Genomic DNA, 21,056 nt, shown 5'->3' with positions numbered 1-21,056 from the left:
GACATCCCATGCCGGATTTCCGTAACCGACCCTCAACCGCCGGGTCGGCCATGAACCGGCGTTCGCCCGCACTGCCGCATCTACATTCGGTGGCCATCAGCCGACCCGCTGCAAATGACGGTTACACTGGATACCCTATGTTCAGGGGCCAGGAGACTTCTATGAGCAAGCATACCCTTGTATCGACTGCCGCCACGTTGCTGTGCGTGGGTGCCCTGGCGGGCTTGACCGCCACCCCGGCTCAGGCAGGCGGCGCGCCGGTGAAATGCCATCTGACTTTCAGCATGTCCGGATGGTCGGCGATTTATCAGCACGCCGAAGGACGCGGCAGAGTAACTTGCGACAATGGGCAAAGGGCCGCGGTGACGATTAGCGTACACGGCGGCGGCCTGACGGCCGGCAAGTTTCACGTCAGTGGCCACGGCGATATCACCAATGTCTACAGCATCAGGGATGTGTACGGCAGTTATGCGCAAGTCGGTGCTTCGGCCGGCGCGGGGAGGAGCGGTACTGCCCAGGTGCTGACCAAGGGAACGACGTCGATGGCATTGAGCGGCAGCGGTGAAGGCGTGGACCTTGGTGTAGCGGTCGATGCTTTCAAGATCGAACCGGTGCGCTGAGACACCAGAGATGCTCTGATGTATTCCCTACGCCGGGCGTCATAGCAGTGGCGCCCGAGGAACGCACTTGAAGCAGCGCACTATGCCATCGGACCGGGTCCGTTAAGGGTTATTCGACGCCTGCCAACACGCGCAGAGACACCCTCACATTCCTGCGGCCGATGGCAGGCATCGAATAACCCTTAACGACTTCGGCCCGATGCAACGTCCGCCATTTTTCATTCGACGGGCGCGACATCCACGTCAACATCGATAGCTACACGGTCGAAGGTAGTGTGACGACTAGGTCATGCTTCCCCGCTCAACTTGGCCACGCAAGCTGAGTAGATTCCACGTACAACAGGCGATCGATAGTCCAGTCTCCACCCGTCGGTAAACAGTCTTGCCAGGTATTCCGCGTCGGCGAAATCCGGCAGACCTGTCAGGTCGAGCGCGATCTCTTCTGAGAGAGTGCCAAGTTGCACCCGCTCTGACCAGTTGGCCTTCGCGCCGTTTCCGGCAAGCCAGATGCGGGTCGACTCGACGAGGTGATCTGTGCGTAGCCAATCACCGCCGCGCGCCCTGGAGACAAGCTGGGCTATTGCAAGATAGCAGAGCAGTTCGGCGCGTGCTTCCTCGTCCAATCCGGTAGATTCGATCATCCGTTGTACCGCATCCGGCCAGCATTGTGTCGTGCGGCTTTAGCTGCAACGTGAAGACCGGGCGAAGCGTCCCTAACTTCGCATAGTTGCTCGTAAGCGCCGTTCGTCTGGGTGACGTCCAGCATGTCGGTACAGGCAACGATCGCGCGTCGACAGCCGTTCTCGATAACAGTCCCTGCATGAAGACGAATCTCGGTGCATTTGTTCGCTTCGGTTTCGTTCACTGTAACCTCCGTGTAGGGTCAAAAACTGCAGATTTCGGGAAGGCAGCACCAACCCGGGCAGGAGAATGGTCCTCCCGACTCGCGCCAAATATCGACTTTCACGCAGGACCTGCTCTTGCCAGCGTTAAGATCCCCGTCGTTAGTGTATGGCAGCATCAGCGGAATCGAAGCAATTTCGCCGATTTCGCAGCCAGTCGCATATGGTCGATTTCAATCGCCCGATGCCAGTGCACGGATCGTCAACGACCGAGATAGAGTGACGTTGAAATGAGTGGATAAGCCTTCACGACCGTGATCGCATGAATCTCATTGGAACTGCGACCGGGCTTTAAGCGTTCGTAGCCCTGCGAATTGCCGTCCTCAAGTAATTCCACGCATAGCGTCGCCGCGAATGTTTCTGATGCCGGACTGGAGCGGGCGCAGGGCAATAATGTCGGTTTCCTCTCGCGGCAAGCGTTATCGCCGATCTTGAGCGAAAAACACTAGCACTGAAGCTTACCGTCAGTCGAGCTTCCATGTCCCCCGCCCGGACGCCTTCTATTCACCCGGCTGCGCCGCCCCGGGCCGCGCAATACATTCGCATGTCCACCGATCACCAGGAATACTCTCCGCTCTTCCAGCGCGAAGCGATTGCCCGGTATGCAGCCACACACAACATACGGATCGTGCGGGACTACGAAGACGCGGGAATCAGCGGTCTCACATTGCGTGACCGGCCAGCGCTGATCCAACTGCTGCTTGATGTGGAAAATCCCGCTCGCAGGTTTTCCAGCGTTCTGGTGTACGACGTCAGCCGCTGGGGACGTTTTCAGGATGTCGATGAGAGCGCCTTTTATGAGTACACATGCCGCCGCGCTGGCGTGAACATTATTTATGTCGCTGAGCCCTTTGAGAACGACGGCAGTCCACTCTCGTCGGTGTTGAAAGCGATGAAGCGGGCGATGGCCGGTGAATTCAGTCGAGAGATGTCGCGCAAGGTATTTCTTGGCCACTGCTTGAACGTCCAGCGAGGGTTTCACACCGCTGGGCGCGGCTCGCAAACCTCACGGACTCTCGGCCACGGATTGCAAGATCCTTGAGTTCGCCATGGCGCTGAAGCACGAGCGGCTATCCGCCCACGCCGACGAGCCAGTTGTGTTTGATGTGGTAATTGACGCCGTAGTCCGCGGTAAGCTGGACGCCCGACTGGTAGCGGATAGCCGCATTGTTGCTCGTCGCGAAGTGGGGTTCGAGGTGGTAGTTGCCGGGCGAAACAGTGAAGCCGGAAGAAGGATTGATCGGTGCGGCAACTCGCGAGTTGCAGGAGGACACCAACATCGCCTTCGCCGATCCTTTCGTCCCGGTTTCGCGACCGGTCCGCGCGCGGGTCACACTGCAGATTTTCGATACCTCTAGGCAGAAAAGAGAAAGAAGAACGCCCTTGGCGAGCTTAGGCTTGACGTCATGGGCCGAATCAGCTCGGCGCAAAAGCTGACGTCCTGGATGAAGTTCACCTTGGTTGAGATCGGAGCACCATCGATGGACGAACTGTTAGCACATGCATGGCGGATGCTGCTCTTGGTGCGAGGCATCGCGGGACTACTATTGGGTCTGCTCGCGCTGTTGGCGCCTGGAATTACGCTTGTTCTGCTAATCGCCATGGTCGCTGCGTACGCGCTGTTAGGATGCGCCGCGGCGGTCCTCACAGGGTTCCGGCATCGCTCGAGCCAAAAAGACCGGTGGATTCCATTGCCGCTCGGCCTATGCAGACCGTGATCACTGCAGTGCTGCTGATAGCACTCCGCAACAGTCCGCGCGGCCGGCGGCGTAGCGACTTCTCCGGCAAGCGGAACGGGCCGCTGCACCCATAAAGGCCACGGCGGGGCAGGGTGCCCCATTATTTATTCGTACGCATTGGGAGTACATCATGGATGAAAAACTCGAAAAGGCTACGAGAACCCTCTCACTTTTGCTCGCCGTGACGGCCACCGTGTTCCCGGCCGGCTCCGCGACGGGGCAGCAGCCCGCAGCCCCGGTCGCAGGCGCGGTGCCTCTCGGCGTGACCGTCACCCAAACGCAACTTGTAGCGAAGGGGTGGCGTGCATCGAAGCTAGTCCACACCGACGTGTACAACGACAAAAACGAAAAGATAGGACGGATCGACGACCTGATTATCGCGCCCGACGGGTCACTTTCCGTGGCCATCATCGATGTTGGCGGATTTCTCGGCATCGCTGCGCACCGCGTCGCTATTCCGGTGCAGCGGTTCAAGCAGATCACACCGAAGATGATACTGGAGGGCGCGAGCAAGGATGCGCTGAGCAAGCTCCCGGAATTCGAATACGCCAAGGGTTGAAATCAGCCGCCGATAATCCGATTTTCACCCTTTGCCCAGTTCACCTGGCGCGTTCGCCGCGCAAAACGGCGTCCGCGAGCTGCGACTCCCCTTCCTGAGGGATTTTTTGCTTGAGCATGCGTGCGCCGAACTCCGGGTCATAGCCGATGTCCGCGAGATGGATTGCTGGCGGCGATGATTATCGTATTCGTAGAATCAACCAGACGTCCCTTGCCGTCGGTGAAGTCGGCTACTTCGTGGACAAGACTGTCTTTCGCACTGAACGCGGGGTGGGCCCGGGTTTTTACGTTACTGTTATTGCCTGCCAGATCGTCTTCGGTATCCTCGCTTCAGTGATCGTCGCCTACTTCTCGCGCTTGCGCGAGTTTCGCGCCGATTCGGGATCTGCTCAACTGCTGGCTTCACCGCGGCCGATGATCAGCGCGCTCGCCCGCTTGGGCGGGCTTGAACCCGGCGAACTTCCGCAAACTTTCAAGGCATTCGGCATCACCGACAAACCCGGTTGGCTTGGGTTGTTCGCGACGCACCCTCCGATCGACAAGCGCATTGCCGCGCTGCAAGGTCGCGAATAGGTCGGCGAAGTGGTGGGCGGTTTCAAGAGTGAAGCGCAACAGTGGCTAATGAATGGAAGCTGAGGTTATCGAAGCGGTTGCGAGTATACGTTCGAAGACCTCGAATGGCGAATGAAATGCATGGGTAGCGCGAGGTCGGCTGTTGAGGCCGTCGGCGATGGCATCGAGTTCGTCCTGACTGTAGATCGAGAGGTCAGTGCCTTTGGGCAGATACTGCCGCCGCAGCCCGTTGGTGTTCTCGCAGTTACCGCGTTGCCATGGACTGTGCGGATCGCAGAAGTACACACGCACGCCGGTGGCGGCGCTGAGTTCCTGATGCCGGGTCATTTCCTTACCCTGATTGTAGGTGAAGCTCTGGCGCAAAGGGGCGGCGATCGAATTCAGTTTGGCAGTGAAGCCCGCCAGTGCCGAGGCGGCGGTGGCGTCTTCCATCCTCGCCAGCAGCACCAGGCGACTGCTGCGCTCAACCAGCACGCCGACGGAAGACTGGTTGCCGGCGCCCTTGATGAAGTCGCCTTCCCAATGGCCTGGTATCACCCGGTCGTCGACCTCAGGCGGGCGCACATAGATGCTCACCATGTCTGGGATCTGGCCGCGCCGGTCAGCGCCCCGCTTGCGTGACATCCGCGTGCTGTGGCCGTGGCGCAGACAGGCGATTAGCTGGCGACGCAGCTCACCGCGTGGCTGCGAATAGATGGCGGTGTAGATGGTCTCGTGCGAGACGTGCTGGGTCGGACCGCTGGGCCACATGCGCTTGAGCGTACCTAGATCTGCTGGGGCGACCACTTCCATTCCAGCAGGGTGAGTACGACGCGCCACGACAGGCTTTGAGGGTGCAGCTTGGGACATGGGCGCGCAGCCTCGCGTCGGCCCGTGCTGAGCGGCTGCGCCGGCGCAGACGCATAGCCCACGGCAGAACATGTGTTTCTGGTCAGCTCGCGGCTCACAGTTGATGGCCCGAACACTCGAACCCTGCTGCTTCATGCTTGCAATGGAAATGCGCTCTTCAGGCTGAAGCCGTTGATACGTTCTTCTTTTTTTTCGCATGTGCGCACCTTACACGAGGAAGCTGTCGCACTTCAGATTTGATCGCGTCCATTTAATGCGGTCTACGGCAGGTCGCCGTCAATGCCTTCGCAGGTGCGCTTGAATTTCGCGCGCATCGAGGGCCGAGAGGTCTTCGTTAATCTCTTCGAAAATCATCTGACGCGTCTCCTCGCTCAGACGCTCACGCAGCATCCCGAGAAACTTCGGCTCCACGGCAAATCGCAATCGATGATACCGGTGATGAAGCCGTCCCTGTTCGACGCGGTCGGCGACGGTCTTCGCGAATTTTTCGCGATCCTTCTCGCTCAGCGCCGGTCCACTCGGGACGACATTGACGAGGTCTTCGATTTCCCGCAAGTCCAGTTTAAGTCCCGGTGTCTCGAAGAATCGTGCACGGCTGCCGTCGGCAACGACAACCCAGGTAATGACAGCCATGGTGAGCCTCTCAGCGTGATGGGTCGCCGGCTCGGCGCGCATCGCAATCGTTGCGTGACGCCAGAGAGCCCGCCGGCCAACGATAGTCTATCTCCAACGCCCATCGATCACCGACCGTGGGGCCTCCCCACGCTCCTGCGCGAGCGACGGATAGTCGGTATACCCACGCTCGCCGCCGCCGTAGAACGTGGACGGATCCGGCGAATTAAGCGGAGCGTGTGACCGGAAGCGTTCCGGCAGATCGGGATTGGCGATGAACAGGCGTCCGAACGCGATCAGGTCCGCGTTGCCGTCCTCGAGCCATCTTTCCGCACTGCTGCCGTCGAACCCGCCCGCGACCATCAGCACACCACGATAAGTGCGGCGTATCATTTCGCTCATGCGTTTCGCGCGCTCCGTGAAAGCGAGATCCTCCCCGGTCGCCGCCAGCGCGGGATTGACGATGTGCAGATAAGCCAGCCCGTATCGATTGAGCTTCTCGATGACGTAAGAAAAGGTCGCCTCGGGATCGTCGTCATGCATGTCGTTGAAGGTGCCGAGAGGAGAGAGCCGTACGCCAACCTTTTCAGGCCCCCACACTTCGCAAACCGTTTCGATCACCTCAAACAGCAGCTTGGCCCGGCACTCGCTCGACCCGCCGTATTCGTCCGTGCGGCGGTTCGTGCCGGACAGCAGAAACTGGTCGAGCAGATACCCGTTCGCTCCGTGCACTTCGACGCCGTCCATACCGGCAGCCTTTGCGTTGCGCGCACCCCTGAAGTATTGGCGCACGAGATACGGCATCTCTTCGATCTGCAGCGCGCGAGGCGTGACGCAGGGCGCGAGGACACCTTCGCCGCGCTCGTTCTCGATGAACGCCTCCGCTTTCGGCCGGACAGCAGACGGCGCAACGGGAAGCATTTCATCGGGCTGCAACGAGGGGTGCGATATGCGTCCGACGTGCCAGAGCTGCATGAACATCAATCCGCCCGCCTCATGCACGGCGTCTGCCACGAGCCGCCAGCCTTCGACCTGCTCGCGACTATGGATCCCAGGTGTCCATGCATAGCCCTGTCCCTGCATCGACACCTGCGTCGCCTCACTGATGATGAGCGCGGCCGCTGCGCGCTGCGCGTAATAGCAGGCGTTGAGCTGCGACGGTATGTTGCCTGGTCGGCTCGCGCGCGAACGCGTCAGCGGCGCCATTACGACACGATGACGCAGGTTGTGCGGTCCCACCTTTACGGGTTCGAAGAGCTTGCGCAGCGGGACTTGCTCGTCGTGCTGCCGGGCTTCCCCGGGCGCGATTTCCGTATCAGACATAAATTCGCTCCTTGCGTTTTGGACTCGGCCCGAAAAGCGCCGCCGTAGACGCTTCGAAGCGTCGGCGTCAATCACATCGCAGGGTCCCGCTCTCCGCCGAGTCTAGCCATGGCCGGCGTGCGCTTCTTTCCAATTCCTGCTCAGATGTGTCGCGATCCTGCGGTCACCCGCTCCATCGCTCCATCGGGGATCGGATGCGGCCCTGCCGTGCCTTCAGCCACTCTGCCGCTTTCGAAAACATTCACGACCGGCGTTCGCCTCGAACTTCGCCCGATGCGTCGGAAAAACGTCCGCACATTCCGGACGTTCGACGAACTCGCAAAAAGCCGTCCCGCAAATTCATTGCAGGCAGGACCTCCGAGATCCGCAGTCCGCCGAGATAGAACAGCGTGAACTGCCACCGCGCACGCAGATAACGCACGCTCCCGCTCGCGAGGCGAGTCCTTCGGCAGGCTGTAGATATGGCGCTTCACTTCGTTCCACAGCGCGCGGTCGAGGTAGCGCGTGACGCCAGGCCCGGTGCGGCGGGCGCGCTGGCGCGACAGCGACAACGGGTTGCCAACCAGATAGCCGGCTTCGACGACCATGCGAAGAGTGCATTAAGAATATGCGCCCATCACGATCAGGTCGGTGCCCAGATCGGCCGCGCGCCACAGCAGCAGTTCGCCGACCGGCACATCGAGCACGCCGTCCATCCCCGCAACGGTGGCCTCGGCCCCGTCACGCGCGATAACCGTGGCGATCCGCGCCCGAAATGCGGCTGCCGTGCGGCTCTCCTTTCGCACCATTCACGGTGAAGTCGATGATCTGCTTCACCGTCTTCAGGACCGCGGCCTTGACCCATTGTCCCGACACTTCACCGCGCGCGAGTTTCTTGGGAGAGCTTCTCGAGTGCGCCACGCCGTTCAAGACGCGCTTCTCATCGTTGTGAAAGCATTCGGCCGCGCCCGCATCACATGCAACGAACGCGTAACGGGGGTGAGCACCGAGCAGAGGCCCGTCAGACGCCGCTGAAGCGCTTCGCGAGCCGCAGGGTGATTCCGAGTCGCGGATGAACGTGCTCGCTCGCGTTGAGTTGAAAACGACGTTTTTGTAGGTCATCGCGGTAGCTCCGTAGGCGGAAAGGACACAGGCGTTGCGCTCGGTTCGAATCCGGGCCAGCAGGGCTCTTGGATGCGAACCAGGCCGGTTGAGGCAATGCTGTATCGCGCACTCGGGTCGATAGAGACCGCCGAAGCGCGCGCGATGACCGGCTGGGAGCGAACCGACCGGTCCTAGCCGTCAGCGCCCGATGTTGATCCGGTTGTCGACGTGCGTCACACCGGGGGCAAGCCATGCGACCCGCTCGGCCTCCTCACGCTCGGCCCATGAGCGGACCTTGCCACGCAGGACGACATTATTGCCTTCGGCCTCGACCGTGATGTGCTGTGCGTCGACTTCCGCGTTGCGCTTGAACGCGTCCTCGATCTTGCGCCTGAGGTCCTCGGGCTTGACCTTCGGCTTGATCTCGATCTCGTTTGTCACGCCCGTTACGCCGCTCACCCGCAGCGCCGTGTCGGCCGCGCGGCGGCGCTGGTAGTCCCATTCGACTTCGCCCTTCAACGTCACGTATCCTTCCCTGACGACCGCCTTGACGTTGTCCGCCGAATAAGGGAGCTCGGCCTTCAGTTGGGCAAGAATCTCGCGCACGATCTCTGGATCGGGCCGCTTGTTGATCAGAGGCAACCGGACCTCCACGTCATTTGCGATCCCCTTCACGCCGTGGACACGCGTCGCGTCCTCCTCGGCCTTGCGCTTTTGCCTCCAGCTGCGCGCGAAACCAGACAACGTGACCACGCCGTCCTTGACCGCGACCCCGATATCTGATGAATCGATGTCCGGATCCCACTTCAGTTCGTACTCCACGTCCCGCTTGATGTTTTCGTCGGTTCTCATCGCTGCTCCTCATCGGTTTGTTGATGGACTGACGTACGCACACGGACTGCGCCCTGCGCCACACGAATTGGCCCATCGTAAAGCGTGCCGACGTGCATTTCTTCCCTTCGCCTGCGCAGTTATTGCGCAATGCTGCCTTCATCGCCATCCTTCGTTTGCGAATGAACATGGCGACTTTGCGAACGTGGAACGGCATTGTCAACGCAAGGAAATCGGGCTGAAGCCATCCCCCGGGACGCTTCGTGTTCGCCACAGTTACTCTGCGGTCGAACTGCGTCGCCCCTCATCGCGATAAATGTGCACGTTGGATCATAAGACTTTCCGACTTGTCCGGGCGCGTCGATCAAATCTACGCACAGGAAACGTCGTTTGCAGCGCGTCGAGAAGCTCGCTCTGTTGCTTTCCAGTACCCAAGACGATTGAGTTTACTTCTTCGCGCGTTGCTCGGGCTCCGGGTGAACGGCAATTGGATCGCTCGCAGGAAAGGTCTCTTTGAGCGCTTCGTCGAGTTGCTCGTCCAGGGTCATCGGCGCTTCCTGCGCCCCGGCTTTCGACTTCGGGATGTCGACGCGACTTTCCTTTGTCATGTTGCGCTCCATAAGAGAACCAGCGGAATTTCGCTATTGCAGCGGCGTTGCGTACATGCAATCACGGTTATCGGAGGCGGAGATCGCCACCTTCATCACGCAGATCGAAAATGGTGGCATCGACGACATTCAAATCGACGTCACTGATCTGCCGGGTGGCGCGAGAGATCAGCGCGTGCGTGAAGCAGGAGATCCTCGACACCACGGGTCTCGCGTGCTCGACCCCGGCATCGCGCCTAACAAGCTACTCGCGAAGATCGCTTCTGAGTTGGACGAGCCTGAAAGGTTCGCGTTTCTGACGTCGCACGATCTGGCATGCAGATGCTCTCCGGGTCTCTCGATTTGGCGGCGCTTTGTGTGCTCGCCTTGGAGACCCGAACGCTAACGGCGGGCATTACCTAAAGGGAACATGTCGTTCGTTCCACACACATTTTGTACTTCCGGCGCGCTTCCGTCTTTCAAGCGACCTGGATCTTAGACGCAGCACAGACGGCTAGGTCGAGAGCCTTGCCTTCGGCGCACAGCGATCTTATCTGTGGGCAATTCACGTAGACGAGCCCTGACAGGACGACCGCTGCGAGCGTCGCAATAGTGGTGCTTCCTGCTTTCATGCCGTCCTCCACCGGACGCGCCGTACGGGATTCGAACCCTTATATAAGGAAAATTTCGTCAAAATCGACCCTATGAGTGACTGAACTCGGCCAAACGCCCAGCCTGGTATAGGCACTCTTCTTCGACCTGAGCGTGCAACTGATTGCATGTTACAAACAACAGCCTATTTCGTGTCGCCAGGCGCTTCAGCTCAGGCCATGTGTTCGGCGGGCTACGCAGTTCGCGCTGCGCGCGAAGCCCTACCGGGCCGGCTGCTACCGCCTCACCCCAGCGCTGCAATGCAGCGCTGGGGCAAGCACACTATGGCCTTCGGACAGGGCATCGGTACGCAGCAGTCGTAGTTTGTTTTGCAGAGAGGGGGCTTCTACAAGTCAAACGCGACCTCCCTGCGCTGCGCTATCGGCGGGGACACGACAGCGCTTTCAAAAGCTTCACGGCTCCCAATAATCACGACTTGCTCGACGCCGCGTGTCAGTGCCGTATAGACGAGCGAATGGTCCAGCAAGCGACTTTTCGAGAGCACAATGACCACCCGACCGAACTGCGACCCTTGTGCTTTATGCACGCTGATGGCGTAAGCTAGTTCGATTCGTCCGGACACCTCGTCCGGTCGGAAAACGTGCATATCACCGTCGAAAGAAACTTGCAGCGCGCCGTCGGCTTCGACCGAAACCACGCGACCAAGCGCCCCGTTCATCAGAGAGCGCTCGTAGTCGTTGAGCAAATGAATGACGGGCTCACCAGGCACGAAGGAATCTTGCGGGCCAGCATTCGCTGCTTGAGCATGAAAGCTACCGTTGATGAAGCGGGTACCTGCTCGTCCTCCTTTGACAGCGGCAAGAACCTGCCAATCCTCGCCAGCCCACTCTTGGACGATAGTCCGCAGAAGCGGCATGACGCCATCTAAATCGCAATCAATGAAACTTACTCCGGCATGCTTGCCCTCGAATGGAACAAACCTCGGCACCAAATGCTCGCGTACGTCTGAGGCTGCTGTTGGAATACCAGAGGAGGCGGCCTGTCGATGAACAGTCCGCAGTTGAACCTGAGGTACTTTTGCGCTGCCAACTAATCGATGGAATGCCAAGCCGAACCCGATGGGGGGCAACTGCGCAGAATCACCCACGAGCATCAGTCCCGCACCATCTGGCATGTGCTGCAGAATTCGATATAGCGTAGGCAAGTCCAGCATTGAAGCTTCGTCGATGACTATCAGGCTTTCAGCGGTGACTTCCAATCGACCAGACCGTACTGCGCTCAGAAACTTCGCGATAGTCATTGCAGGATGACGCGTGGCCTCTTCCATGCGTTGAGCGGCCCGACCAGCCAGAGCCATCTGCAATACGGAAAGGTTCTGCGCTTCAGCCAATTGAAGAACGACGCGTAAAACCGTCGTCTTACCGACGCCAGCTCCGCCGGTCAACAAGCAAAACTGATGTTCGAAAGGCAGTACAACGGCCGCACCTTGCTCATCGTTGAGACGAAAGCCCTGAGCCGTCTCAACAGCACGAATGTTCTGCGCCGTCCATCCGTCTAGCGTCTGCATTGGAAACAGAGGGGCTTGAGAACGCTGCTCGCCCGACAACATCGAGCGTATACGGCTAGCAATCCCATTTTCCAACGCCCATGCTCCGAAGGCCTGATACCCAATCACTGAATTGCCACAAACTGCGCCTTCGGCCAATGCCACCTCTATTGCCCTTTTTACCAACCGTCGGTCTATCCGGCCCGCCAAAGCCGCCTCCAGAGCGCCAGACGAAGCTACGGTATGGCCCCACTGCAGACGGTCGTACAGGCAGGACTCAACCGCACCTACGAGACGGCGGTCATCGTCGGCAGCGATTCCGAGTTTCGCGCCCAAAGAGTCGACGCGCCTCCACGAAGCGAGCGCAAGCAAATAGTAGGGATTCCGCTGGAGAAGTTCACGAGTCTTGGTGCCCCAGACACGACGCAGAGTTGTTGCCATCCGCAGGTCAAGTCCGTGAGCGTCCAAGAATTCAACTGTTTCCGCTTCTTCACGCTTGTGAGCCCATGTGTCTACGAGTGACCGCGCCAACGACGGGCTCACAACTCGTTCAAGCTCGTCTGTCAGGCCATCAGACAGCACATGAGAGAGCCGCTCCCCGAACTCCTCCCACAAGCGTGCCGCTTTGCCCTCTCCAATTCCCCGGAAGTCAGGGTGTTCGGAAAGGTAGTGTGTAAGCAAATGTCCACGCGGGAGTTCGTATCGAACGCTGGTTGCATGGAGTTGCAATCCATACTTTCCATCGTTTCGGAAACCTCCGTTTACAAGCCATGATTCACCGGTGACCGGGGCGCGAACGAACACGTTCGGCGGAGCGATGACACGAATGGCGTTCCCAGCCTCATCAACCGCGCTGAAAATGGTCGCACCGTTACCCAGTATGCTGAGCAAACGCCGAACGGACAGCCGTACGGTAGAGGTCGGCGCGAGCTCCATTAGTCCCCCGCCGGCGGAGTAACAATACGCTTCCCGGTGTCAATCATCATGTCCTGTCTGCCCAGTTGTTGCAGAAGGTCCTTTACCTGCTTTCGCAGCATGTGGTTCTCCGCGACAATTACGGCATTCTGTTGCTCCAGCGTGTTCAACTTTCGTTCGAGCCGTTGCAACTGTTGGGTTCCGGTTCGTGCCGAGCCACCATGTTGGTCTGCATTCGCGGGTCCAACACTCTTCTCTCGAAGAGCCTGCTTCTGCGACAAACTCTTCAGGCTTTCACAAAGCAAGCGCACGTCCTCGTTTTGATAGAACGAATTCGTCGGTATTCCTGTTATTCGTGACAGCTCCGCCTTATTCACGTCTCCGTCTCGTCCCAAAGGAATTGGGGTTCCGGCCTGAATGAAGGACTGCAACATCGCGAGATATTCTCGCCCTTTGTCTCTTCCGTTCTTCATTTATCACCTTTCGAAACGCTGTTAAGCCATTCCACGAACGAACCAGCAAGCTCCTTGTCGACAACCACGTTGTTTCGTCTTTTGGACCTGTCCAATATCCTTTGAGCCGAGGAATCCACTTCGAGGGTCAAACTCATATGACTGAGGACAGCTCGCAATGCTTGGCACGTTCGAACGAACTTAAACTCATAGTCGGACATTGCCGTCTGTCCAGGCGGCAACGATTCGCCAGTAAGACGCTCTGGTGACTGGAGACCCTTCCGTTCTTTGAATTGCTCAACCTGCTCCTCGAGCGACTCGATGTAGATGTTAAGTCTCTCGACCTCTCGCTTCAGGTTTCCTGCTTCTAGCTTTTTGGTGACGAGAAGCGCTTCGGCGCCCGGGTCGGTTATCGCGCGACCAACTCGCAATCTCGACCCCGTGTCCAAATGTTGCTTTTGGTACGTCAGTATCTTTGACTTATACCGGACGTTACGCATCAAGGTAGATTTATTGCACGGAGCCCCCTCGACCTGGGCAATGTGGCGAGCAGTGAGGTCGGCGAGGTCGGTTGCATTTCGGACCTTTACCCGGGTCTTTCCGAGGTACAGCAGGTATTCGTCAATTATGGCTTCTCGCCGGGTCTGATTAGCTTCCTGCCACACGGCAAACCTGCTGGGCTTCGTCATTGCTCGCTCTCCTCTTCGCCTAGCAACCTCAACGACGTACGGGACAATCCATACTCGGATGTTTCTTTGTCAAGTACCTCGGCAAGCTGCGCAGCGTTCAGGCCGGTTGCGCCAGCAATTGATTTCAACAATCCGGCACATTCTGCTGCCGGGTCAATCGGCAAATCTTGGGCAAATGCTGCTCGCAGGTTTCCGGACTTCGCAAGCAACTCTCGTCTTAGTAAGTCAAATCGAGCGCGGACTTGTGGGCTCTGCATCGTAGGATAGGCAATACATTCCCCCAAACGCGCGAGAAGATATTCAGTCATAGATGTCGGTGCCACAACCCTCTGAAGGTCACGCTCAATAATTTCAGGTCTTTGAACAAGCCACTTTCGATTGTCTGTACCAGCTGCAATCCTCTGCCGCGTCAGCTCAAGGACCTCTTCGCTGAGAATCCAACCTGTGAGCTCTTCGCAGAGTCGACCCCGCTCCTCCTCGAGTCGGTCAAGCTCTTCTCCGGTATATTTCGCGTTGAGTGTCTTCTCGTCTGCCGAAAGTAAAGCTTCGAGCTCGTCAACCATTTCTGCGACTTGCCGCTTTTTTGCGCCCACGGCGGGCAAATGGTCGACGCTACGTACTGCATAGTCGCAGAGGCTGCAACGATGCGTTCCGCGTAAGTCCTTAACAACCTCTGGGGGGCAGATATTGTTGTAAGGGCAGATTTCGGTTTTGTTTGCGGCCGCGTCGATGCCTCGTGTCAATCGCAGCACATCAACACCTTTAGCTGCTTTCTCGTTGAACGAAATGCTGATGCACCCATAAGAGACTAAGGTCTCATCGAGGTTGGCACGCATACTCTGCGCGAGCCGCGAGTTCACGCTGTCAGCATGTATGAAAGCAGAAGTTTCCTTGCGTCCAGTCAGAACGGGTTCAAAAGCATTTCGCAAAGCCGCATCTCTCATGCGAGCGGCTTGATGTACTTGCTCGATTTCCAAAGTCTCTTGGTCAAGGTGCACGTAGTAATTGACGACGCCGGGACGCTGACCTGTAATGTGTTTGCCAATCAGGTCAGTTGGCAAAAATGTAATGTACTGCGAGACGACTGCGACGCGACTACTATGTGGGGTCACGCTCGTCATCACGTTTAGTTGACAATGCTCGCCAGCGCCAAACCGCTTTCCATAAGCCTCAAGCTTTAGCTTCAGGTCTGGGTCGTTCGCTCGTAGGCCCGGCGGCAATAGTCTTAGGAGCGGGCGTGTCGAACCGTAACTGATGAGTTCGGGGAGCAGCCCTTGGAGGCCGCACAACGTGCTCTTCCATACAACGCCGTAAGTCGTGTCGTCGTGTGGTTTGCCATCCTTCGTGTACGCGAAGAGCGGGCGGAATTTCGGCCACTTGGTCGATGGATTGTCGTTGTAAAAATGAATGGCATCGAACCCAGCTTCGTCAATTAGCTCAACCCAGTCGCGTTGAGCGCGGAGCAACTCTATGACACGGATATTGACATGCGGGGTCCACGTAGCCTTCTTCTCCTTGTCAGTATTCACGAATAGCATCGCAAATTCTGTATCGTCATCGCCGACGACCGAATCGAATAAGTCTCGGTCTAGCCATTGAATGTGGTTATGCCGTAGCCCGGTGTGTAGCGCGACGAGATTTTGATGAACCGCGTGCGGGTGCGGTAGAAATACAGACCGTCCACCTTTCACCGTGCGCCAACCTAGGTCGAGAACATTCGGGATGAATCGAAGGGGGATAGTCTTTCCGCTTGCGAACAACACAGGCACGAAGCCTACGAGGTCCACGCTAGCGAATGTGTCGATTACACCGCACTCTGCAACCTTCTTTACCTGCTCAGAACTTAACGTCCCCGAGAGAGCAAGGTTCGTCACTACGTAATGATGCGCGAGGAGCGCCTCGTGATAGTCGAGATATACCGCGAAGAGACGGCGCGGAACTGGCCGCTTCTTGGTCGCTTTAGGCCGAGACGTTCGCGGGAAATCATGCGGCGATAACGGCTGGCTGAATCCTTCGCAGCCTGGAAGCTCCTCAGAGTAACGTTCGATGAACTCGAAGAAGCCTTGTAGCTGGAGCAGGTTTGCATAGTAGCCGTTGTTAGACCATTTGCGATGTTCCCCGTGCGCATTCATGAACTCGATAAACGTTACCGGCATTTCCTGCTCTAATGGAAGCAGGCGGCTGACGAATACAGTCTTGAGTAAAAGTGAAGGCGAACGGGGGTACGTGAAGACAGCGCCAGGATTGCGGGCAAACCAGTACGGAAGGTAATAAAACAAGTAAATGTTCCACCAACGAAGCGCCAACTTGACCTGCTTGTAGCTTTCCCTCGCCGTCTTCCGGACATAGAGCTCCTCCAACTCGAGCCACTGTTCGCTCATACTACGGATATCGACCTCAAGTCCCGGAAGACGCTCAAGCGCGCGGATACGCTCCGGCTTTGCCCATACGGGCTCGACATGCAACAGTTCCTGCAGCAGGTCGCGGTCACTACGTGGCCCCGAGTCGAATATGTGGCGAAGTGGTCCTTCCTCTGGCCTACCCAACCCTGATGCAATCCGCAACGCATCATCGCGCAGCGCCGCTGCCCAGCTCTCTGCGGTTATAGCGACCCGCTCTCCGAAAGCGGACTTCAAGACGTCTAGGAGTGCCTTATACGCGAGAGGCAGAGTGTCATTCGGGCTGAGGACTTCTTCGGCTCCTTTTATAGCCAACAAGTCTCTGATGTTAACGTCCTCCGCTCGGTGCCATCCGGTAGCTAGGAGCAATTTCGTACCGTAAGTAAGAAACCACTCTTTGCGTTTGCGGTCTCGTCCAACGGAATCAAACGCGGCATGGGGAAGAGAATCGGACTGCGAGTCCAAGGTGCGTATAAAGGCTAAAAGCTCCGAGGCGACTAGCCCACCGACTTCTCGCCTCCTGCCGGCTCCGACCTGTGGAGCATCGTTGCGTATGGAGGGCCACGGAAAAGTTATTGGCAACGTGATTGCGCCCGAGCTATGGAGGGCGACGAGGAACAAGCCAACACCAGGCCTAATGGTGACCGCGTAGCTTCGCTTGAAAGCCAACATCCCCGTGGATGGAAACATCAGCGCCTTAAAATGTGCTTCTGTCAGATAGCCCGTCTTCTGCCGATACGCTTCGAGTGCTTCCCTGACATACGCCTCGTCGAATCGTCGGTCTGGTTTGCTCAGTACACTTTTGCGGACAAACTTCGCATACGCTCCTCTAAGATGCGTGCTAGTGGTAACCATCGCAAGGTCGATATGCTCCAGCCCATAGGCCAATAGCAAAGCGTCAGCACTCTGGGTGAGAGCAGCCCTAATGTCGGCATGAAGCGCATCCCCCGTTCTATTGAATACGACACTGTGCGGCGTCAGATTAACCACGGGTATTGCCCTCCTGAACAATCTGAGAACGTACCTTTGCCATTTGGGCCTCAAGCGCCTCTAGCTTCAGCTCCAGCAGTTTCTTTGGAGTGCCATTGCGAAAAAGCACCCGGTTGGCGTGCTGAATTTCCAGCTTGCGTAGGTCTTTATCGAATCTGGCATATTTCAACGTGCTCTTGACATCGCTATGCCCGAGCAGTTGCTGCACAATTGGGACGGGCAGGCCGTAGTCCCCGTTGCTTCGAGGGAAGTAATTCAACACGTATGTCCCGTACATATGCCGAAGCGAATGAGGACCAGTCCCCCTCGGTAGCGAAACGCCAACACGCCCGCACGCGCCCTGAAAAACATCCAATCTGCTTGAGGGCGCGCTCAGAAAATACGGCAGGCCGCGTTGCTGGCCTTTGAGAAACTGGAACAGGAAATCGTGCCGCCCGTGCGCTATGTATTCGCGTTCCAAATATCGCTGAAGCGATTCGAAGAACACGCTGGCAAAAGGCTCAATGAGAAGAGTCAGGTCGGTTGTACGTCCTTTCCACGCGAGCGACTCTCGTTGGCTTGGAGAAAGTGCGCGATAGCTTGGGTGCCCGGGTCTCGTCTTGGGGTCAACCAAATGCACAGTTCCTTCTTCGACATCAACGTCGTCGCTAAGGAGCGTTTGAAGGCCCTCGTGGGTGCGGCAGCCGCTTGCGGCCAGTAGCGAATAAATGGATTTATCGCGTTCTGTGGGCATCGCATCAATGAGGTCCATCACCTTATCGTATGGAAACGCTCGGGACTCGTCGTAATCGACGATTTCCGTCGCATCGCCCAGCACGACGCACTCAATGAGTTGAGGCCCCCCAGAAACGACGCCGGCAAGCATCGAATGCGCTCTCATCGCTTTGACTTCTTGAGGCTGCAATTGCCGCTTCTGGCCCAAGCCGGGAAGAAGTGAAGTTTCGGCGACGACAATTCTGTTGTTGTAGACGGTCGCCAGTTCAGCCAGCTCTTTACGCACTGTCTCCGACAGCTTCAGGAAGCGCCGGAGCGCGGCCTTTTTTGGAATCAAGCTGCTGGTGGCGTTGACCCCTGGCGGCAACGAGACAGCCACCGCCTGCGCAATGGGATGGGAAGCATCTGTACCGAGGAGCAGGTATTCGCCATAGGCCTCAAGCGCGTCAGCAAGTTGCAGCTTGGTCAGCGGTTGACCTTGGCCGTGATAGGCCATTACCTCGATTAGGTAGTTGAAAAACTCAGCGAGGTGCCGGCAGTAGGATTCACGCGTGTTGGGAGGTGAGTTGCGTAAAGACTCTGCAAATGCCGCGAAGGCAGCAATGGGAAGACCGTCGGGGCCGAGGAGCTGCCATGTCGTCCGCCCGCCAGCCTGTCGTCTGCGCAAACTCACATGCTTGTACATACTGCCAGCCCCCAAGTATGCAACTGCAAATAACAGTAGCACTCAGTGCCCAAGTATGCAACTAAATTGCATACTTGGGCCGACAGACGAGACTTCGCAACGAGGTGTTATTACCTCGAGAAGCCTGTCGCTATTGGGAAAGATGGTGTCGCGGACGGGAATCGAACCCATAACCTGCGGCTTAGAAGGCCGCTGCTCTATCCGATTGAGCTACCGCGACTTAACAGAAATTGATACGGTCAAGCATGCAACTTACAACACCCGATATAAGAACCGGTGACCAACGGATTAGAAGTCCGTTGCCCTACCTCCGGAACTCACGATCCGAAAGGGACCTTGCCCGGCCGCTTGTCCCGCGCGCCTGTGTTCTCAACGACCTTGTTGCCCCAGGAAGCACATCCAGTGACGAAGCCTCCGCTACAGCACGGTCGGCCGACGCTCAGTTCGCGCAACTGCTGAATTTCGATTCTCCGGCCTTCAGATGCGGTCATATTAGTCTTCGGAAGTTTAAGCGTGAGCACTCTCCAATGTCGAACTGCGCGTCGATGTGATCGACGTCCACACCGTATGGTCCGCATAATTGTCGGGGTGTCGATCCGACCCAAATGCGAACTTCAACAGAATTCAAGTTCACAACCCTGATGCAGCGCAGGGGTGCTCATGCTGTCGTGCCGCTGCTGTTCAGGCTCTCTAGCGCCTTCCTCAGGCGTTCCTCCTGATCGTTCGTCAGAGAGGTTTTCAATACCTTTCCGCCGAAAGGCTTCAGCTCTGGCAGGACCTTGTCGAAATTCACGCGACGCACGAGGATGAAGAGCGCCGACGAACCCGGCTCAATGTTCTGGCCCGTCGAACGCATGAAATCGTCATCGATTCCATAGTCCGAGAGTGCGCCCGACAACGCGCCCGTGCTAGCACCGATGGCCATGCCCGTTGCCAGCCCGACGAGCGGATTGAGCAACATCAGCCCAATCAGCGCGCCAAACATACCGCCCCAAGCCGCGCCGCTGAGCGCGCCGATCTTGACGAGATCGACGGCTTGCTTGAGGTGTACCTTGCCCTTCGCGCTACGGACCACGATGCAGGCATCCTCAAGGTCGATCAGGTGCTCCTTTTGCATCTGCTGGAGTTTGGTCAATACCTGGTCGGCCGTCTCTTCGCCTTTGAAGCTTACAACGACTAGATCGCTCATCGATTTGCTCCATTTCTCTGGGAAATAAACCGAGACCCTTTCGCGGCAAGACGGTTGAATTCATGCTCAGCGCGGCGCGCAAGCCGGTCGACCGCGCCGCGAAGCAGCGGTGGTGCCAGCCTTGCATGTCCCGCCCGGCGCGCACCTTCGGACGTCGACGTGGCCATTGACCCGATGACGATGACATCAAGACTAGGCTCTAGCCGGTTGCACTTCTTCCTCATTCCTGCAAAGACGTGTCGGATCTCTGCGCACCTGCTGCTCGGCTTTCAGATGTGAACGTACGGCAGCATTCCGCAAAAACTGCGCAGGCGTAGGGAAGAAAATCTGCCCCGCGCGCCCTACCGTGGCCCTACCGTGGACGGATGCGTGCGGTGCAGGGCGTAGCCCGCGCGCGCGTTAGTCCATCAACAAACCGACGAGGAGCAGCGATGAGAACCGACGAAGACATCAAACGAGATGTGGAGTACGAACTGAAGTGGGATCCTGACATCGATCCATCAGATATCGGGGTTGCGGTCAAGGACGGCGCGGTCACGTTGTCTGGTTTCGCGCGCAGTTGGAGGCAAAAGCGCAAGGCGGAGGAGGACGCGACGCGTGTGCGCGGCGTGAAGGGGGTCGCAAACGATGTGGAGGTGCGATTGCCTCTGATCAACAAGCGGCCCGATCCAGAGATCGTGCGCGAGATCATTGCCCAACTGAAGGCCGAGCTGCCTTATACGGCGGACACCATCAAGGCGGTCGTCAGGGACGGAGAGGTGACGCTCAAGGGCGAAGTCGAATGGGACTACCAGCGCCGCCGCGCGGCTGACACGGCGCTGCGGGTGAGCGGCGTAACGGGCCTGACGAACGAGATCGAGATCAAGCCGAAGGTCAAGCCCGAGGACCTCAAGCGCAAGATCGACGACGCGTTCAAGCGCAACGCGGAAGTCGACGCACAGCACATCACGGTCGAGGCCGAAGGCAATAAGGTCGTCCTGCGCGGCAAGGTCCGCTCATGGGCCGAGCGCGAGGAGGCCGAGCGGATCGCATGGCTTGCCCCCGGCGTGACGTACGTCGACAACCGGATCACCATCGATTAATGACGGCCTGCTGGAGACTGGACTGGGCGGCTCGCTTGCGTACCGACGTGGCCGAGGGGCGGGAAAGGACACAGCACCAACACCGGCAGCACCCTCAGCGCTCTTG

21 protein-coding genes, 1 tRNA gene and 3 pseudogenes are annotated in these 21,056 nt (G+C 58.1%); 7 read left to right on the top strand and 18 right to left on the bottom strand.

Annotation, left to right across the window (positions count from 1 at the left end; genetic code table 11):
• Window positions 1–161 precede the first annotated feature (161 nt).
• On the top strand, window positions 162–620 hold the full coding sequence (locus tag P0D84_RS40660; protein WP_408347809.1) for a hypothetical protein: 459 nt from the start codon (window positions 162–164) through the stop codon (window positions 618–620).
• A gap of 287 nt (window positions 621–907) precedes the next feature.
• Here the strand turns inward: P0D84_RS40660 and P0D84_RS40655 are convergent, their stop codons facing one another.
• Window positions 908–1,261 carry a hypothetical protein gene (locus P0D84_RS40655; RefSeq protein WP_408347806.1) on the bottom strand — a complete coding sequence of 118 codons (354 nt, stop codon included), beginning with the start codon at window positions 1,259–1,261 and terminating at the stop codon, window positions 908–910.
• Window positions 1,258–1,485 (bottom strand): hypothetical protein, encoded by a 228-nt coding sequence (locus tag P0D84_RS40650; RefSeq protein ID WP_408347803.1) that lies wholly within the window; start codon window positions 1,483–1,485, stop codon window positions 1,258–1,260. Before P0D84_RS40650 ends, P0D84_RS40655 begins: the two co-directional genes overlap by 4 nt.
• Window positions 1,486–2,000: 515 nt before the next feature.
• Here P0D84_RS40650 and P0D84_RS40645 point away from each other — a divergent pair.
• A complete protein-coding gene (locus P0D84_RS40645) occupies window positions 2,001–2,564 on the top strand; it encodes a recombinase family protein (protein WP_408347800.1) in 564 nt (187 codons plus the stop codon).
• 28 nt (window positions 2,565–2,592) lie between these two features.
• On the opposite strand, the gene P0D84_RS40640 is transcribed toward P0D84_RS40645, so the two are convergent.
• Window positions 2,593–2,796: a hypothetical protein gene (locus P0D84_RS40640; protein ID WP_408347797.1), complete on the bottom strand. Its 204-nt coding sequence runs from the start codon at window positions 2,794–2,796 to the stop codon at window positions 2,593–2,595.
• Between the two features lie 132 nt (window positions 2,797–2,928).
• Here P0D84_RS40640 and P0D84_RS40635 point away from each other — a divergent pair, with 132 nt between their 5' ends.
• Both P0D84_RS40635 and P0D84_RS40630 read left to right on the top strand, forming a co-directional pair.
• Entirely contained in the window at window positions 2,929–3,240 is a 312-nt protein-coding gene (locus tag P0D84_RS40635; protein WP_408347794.1) for a DUF308 domain-containing protein, read from the top strand.
• Window positions 3,241–3,391: 151 nt separating this feature from the next.
• A complete protein-coding gene (locus P0D84_RS40630) occupies window positions 3,392–3,820 on the top strand; it encodes a PRC-barrel domain-containing protein (RefSeq protein WP_408347791.1) in 429 nt (142 codons plus the stop codon).
• Window positions 3,821–3,860: 40 nt separating this feature from the next.
• Here the strand turns inward: P0D84_RS40630 and P0D84_RS40625 are convergent, their stop codons facing one another.
• The gene (locus P0D84_RS40625) at window positions 3,861–3,938 is read right to left on the bottom strand and encodes a hypothetical protein (RefSeq protein WP_408349728.1); all 78 of its coding nucleotides are present in this window, start codon (window positions 3,936–3,938) and stop codon (window positions 3,861–3,863) included.
• 106 nt (window positions 3,939–4,044) lie between these two features.
• Here P0D84_RS40625 and P0D84_RS40620 point away from each other — a divergent pair.
• Window positions 4,045–4,392: pseudogene (locus tag P0D84_RS40620) on the top strand (M48 family metalloprotease); the annotation flags it as partial.
• Window positions 4,393–4,437: 45 nt separating this feature from the next.
• On the opposite strand, the pseudogene P0D84_RS40615 reads toward P0D84_RS40620, so the two are convergent.
• The 7 genes and pseudogenes from P0D84_RS40615 to P0D84_RS40585 form a co-directional block, all read right to left on the bottom strand.
• Window positions 4,438–5,439, bottom strand: a pseudogene (locus P0D84_RS40615) (IS30 family transposase).
• A gap of 78 nt (window positions 5,440–5,517) precedes the next feature.
• Complete coding sequence (locus tag P0D84_RS40610; protein WP_408347788.1) at window positions 5,518–5,874, bottom strand: host attachment protein; 357 nt, start codon at window positions 5,872–5,874, stop codon at window positions 5,518–5,520.
• Window positions 5,875–5,961: 87 nt separating this feature from the next.
• Window positions 5,962–7,176 (bottom strand): alkene reductase, encoded by a 1,215-nt coding sequence (locus P0D84_RS40605; protein ID WP_408347785.1) that lies wholly within the window; start codon window positions 7,174–7,176, stop codon window positions 5,962–5,964.
• A 352-nt stretch (window positions 7,177–7,528) separates the two neighbouring features.
• Window positions 7,529–7,783, bottom strand: a pseudogene (locus P0D84_RS40600) (tyrosine-type recombinase/integrase); the annotation flags it as partial.
• A gap of 113 nt (window positions 7,784–7,896) precedes the next feature.
• A complete protein-coding gene (locus P0D84_RS40595) occupies window positions 7,897–8,277 on the bottom strand; it encodes a hypothetical protein (RefSeq protein ID WP_408347783.1) in 381 nt (126 codons plus the stop codon).
• 180 nt (window positions 8,278–8,457) lie between these two features.
• The gene (locus tag P0D84_RS40590; protein ID WP_408347780.1) at window positions 8,458–9,111 is read right to left on the bottom strand and encodes a BON domain-containing protein; all 654 of its coding nucleotides are present in this window, start codon (window positions 9,109–9,111) and stop codon (window positions 8,458–8,460) included.
• A 425-nt stretch (window positions 9,112–9,536) separates the two neighbouring features.
• Window positions 9,537–9,698, bottom strand: a complete 162-nt coding sequence (locus tag P0D84_RS40585) for a hypothetical protein (protein ID WP_408347777.1) — start codon at window positions 9,696–9,698, stop codon at window positions 9,537–9,539.
• A gap of 55 nt (window positions 9,699–9,753) precedes the next feature.
• Here P0D84_RS40585 and P0D84_RS40580 point away from each other — a divergent pair, with 55 nt between their 5' ends.
• Window positions 9,754–10,083 carry a hypothetical protein gene (locus P0D84_RS40580; RefSeq protein WP_408347774.1) on the top strand — a complete coding sequence of 110 codons (330 nt, stop codon included), beginning with the start codon at window positions 9,754–9,756 and terminating at the stop codon, window positions 10,081–10,083.
• A gap of 591 nt (window positions 10,084–10,674) precedes the next feature.
• Here the strand turns inward: P0D84_RS40580 and P0D84_RS40575 are convergent.
• From P0D84_RS40575 to P0D84_RS40545, 7 genes are all read right to left on the bottom strand, one after another.
• The gene (locus P0D84_RS40575) at window positions 10,675–12,771 is read right to left on the bottom strand and encodes an AAA family ATPase (protein ID WP_408333450.1); all 2,097 of its coding nucleotides are present in this window, start codon (window positions 12,769–12,771) and stop codon (window positions 10,675–10,677) included.
• Entirely contained in the window at window positions 12,771–13,223 is a 453-nt protein-coding gene (locus P0D84_RS40570) for a hypothetical protein (RefSeq protein ID WP_408333447.1), read from the bottom strand. The genes P0D84_RS40575 and P0D84_RS40570 overlap by 1 nt, the downstream gene beginning before the upstream one ends.
• Entirely contained in the window at window positions 13,220–13,891 is a 672-nt protein-coding gene (locus P0D84_RS40565; RefSeq protein ID WP_408333444.1) for a hypothetical protein, read from the bottom strand. Before P0D84_RS40565 ends, P0D84_RS40570 begins: the two co-directional genes overlap by 4 nt.
• The gene (locus P0D84_RS40560) at window positions 13,888–17,280 is read right to left on the bottom strand and encodes a hypothetical protein (RefSeq protein ID WP_408339922.1); all 3,393 of its coding nucleotides are present in this window, start codon (window positions 17,278–17,280) and stop codon (window positions 13,888–13,890) included. Before P0D84_RS40560 ends, P0D84_RS40565 begins: the two co-directional genes overlap by 4 nt.
• Entirely contained in the window at window positions 17,273–18,679 is a 1,407-nt protein-coding gene (locus P0D84_RS40555) for a tyrosine-type recombinase/integrase (RefSeq protein WP_408333441.1), read from the bottom strand. The genes P0D84_RS40560 and P0D84_RS40555 overlap by 8 nt, the downstream gene beginning before the upstream one ends.
• 143 nt (window positions 18,680–18,822) lie before the next feature.
• Window positions 18,823–18,899 (bottom strand) — tRNA-Arg (locus P0D84_RS40550).
• 438 nt (window positions 18,900–19,337) lie between these two features.
• The gene (locus P0D84_RS40545) at window positions 19,338–19,868 is read right to left on the bottom strand and encodes a DUF1269 domain-containing protein (protein WP_408347771.1); all 531 of its coding nucleotides are present in this window, start codon (window positions 19,866–19,868) and stop codon (window positions 19,338–19,340) included.
• A gap of 431 nt (window positions 19,869–20,299) precedes the next feature.
• Between P0D84_RS40545 and P0D84_RS40540 the strand changes: the two genes are divergently transcribed.
• Window positions 20,300–20,950, top strand: coding sequence for a BON domain-containing protein (locus tag P0D84_RS40540; RefSeq protein WP_408347768.1), 651 nt, complete (start codon window positions 20,300–20,302; stop codon window positions 20,948–20,950).
• Window positions 20,951–21,056 lie beyond the last annotated feature (106 nt).

It is taken from the genome of Paraburkholderia sp. RL17-337-BIB-A (assembly GCF_046025895.1).
Taxonomy (GTDB): domain Bacteria; phylum Pseudomonadota; class Gammaproteobacteria; order Burkholderiales; family Burkholderiaceae; genus Paraburkholderia; species Paraburkholderia fungorum_C.
The sequence above is the reverse complement of the archived record's forward strand: the minus strand, read 5'-3'. Positions and strand labels throughout refer to the sequence as shown.

What these genes read in the sequence shown, in the direction of transcription:
- P0D84_RS40660 (WP_408347809.1), top strand. Translation starts at nt 162, where the DNA reads ATGAGCAAGCATACCCTTGTATCGACTGCCGCCACGTTGCTGTGCGTG.
- P0D84_RS40655 (WP_408347806.1), bottom strand. Translation starts at nt 1,261, where the DNA reads ATGATCGAATCTACCGGATTGGACGAGGAAGCACGCGCCGAACTGCTC.
- P0D84_RS40645 (WP_408347800.1), top strand. Translation starts at nt 2,001, where the DNA reads ATGTCCCCCGCCCGGACGCCTTCTATTCACCCGGCTGCGCCGCCCCGG.
- P0D84_RS40635 (WP_408347794.1), top strand. Translation starts at nt 2,929, where the DNA reads ATGGGCCGAATCAGCTCGGCGCAAAAGCTGACGTCCTGGATGAAGTTC.
- P0D84_RS40630 (WP_408347791.1), top strand. Translation starts at nt 3,392, where the DNA reads ATGGATGAAAAACTCGAAAAGGCTACGAGAACCCTCTCACTTTTGCTC.
- P0D84_RS40625 (WP_408349728.1), bottom strand. Translation starts at nt 3,938, where the DNA reads ATGCTCAAGCAAAAAATCCCTCAGGAAGGGGAGTCGCAGCTCGCGGAC.
- P0D84_RS40610 (WP_408347788.1), bottom strand. Translation starts at nt 5,874, where the DNA reads ATGGCTGTCATTACCTGGGTTGTCGTTGCCGACGGCAGCCGTGCACGA.
- P0D84_RS40605 (WP_408347785.1), bottom strand. Translation starts at nt 7,176, where the DNA reads ATGTCTGATACGGAAATCGCGCCCGGGGAAGCCCGGCAGCACGACGAG.
- P0D84_RS40595 (WP_408347783.1), bottom strand. Translation starts at nt 8,277, where the DNA reads ATGACCTACAAAAACGTCGTTTTCAACTCAACGCGAGCGAGCACGTTC.
- P0D84_RS40590 (WP_408347780.1), bottom strand. Translation starts at nt 9,111, where the DNA reads ATGAGAACCGACGAAAACATCAAGCGGGACGTGGAGTACGAACTGAAG.
- P0D84_RS40585 (WP_408347777.1), bottom strand. Translation starts at nt 9,698, where the DNA reads ATGACAAAGGAAAGTCGCGTCGACATCCCGAAGTCGAAAGCCGGGGCG.
- P0D84_RS40580 (WP_408347774.1), top strand. Translation starts at nt 9,754, where the DNA reads ATGCAATCACGGTTATCGGAGGCGGAGATCGCCACCTTCATCACGCAG.
- P0D84_RS40575 (WP_408333450.1), bottom strand. Translation starts at nt 12,771, where the DNA reads ATGGAGCTCGCGCCGACCTCTACCGTACGGCTGTCCGTTCGGCGTTTG.
- P0D84_RS40570 (WP_408333447.1), bottom strand. Translation starts at nt 13,223, where the DNA reads ATGAAGAACGGAAGAGACAAAGGGCGAGAATATCTCGCGATGTTGCAG.
- P0D84_RS40565 (WP_408333444.1), bottom strand. Translation starts at nt 13,891, where the DNA reads ATGACGAAGCCCAGCAGGTTTGCCGTGTGGCAGGAAGCTAATCAGACC.
- P0D84_RS40555 (WP_408333441.1), bottom strand. Translation starts at nt 18,679, where the DNA reads ATGTACAAGCATGTGAGTTTGCGCAGACGACAGGCTGGCGGGCGGACG.
- P0D84_RS40545 (WP_408347771.1), bottom strand. Translation starts at nt 19,868, where the DNA reads ATGAGCGATCTAGTCGTTGTAAGCTTCAAAGGCGAAGAGACGGCCGAC.
- P0D84_RS40540 (WP_408347768.1), top strand. Translation starts at nt 20,300, where the DNA reads ATGAGAACCGACGAAGACATCAAACGAGATGTGGAGTACGAACTGAAG.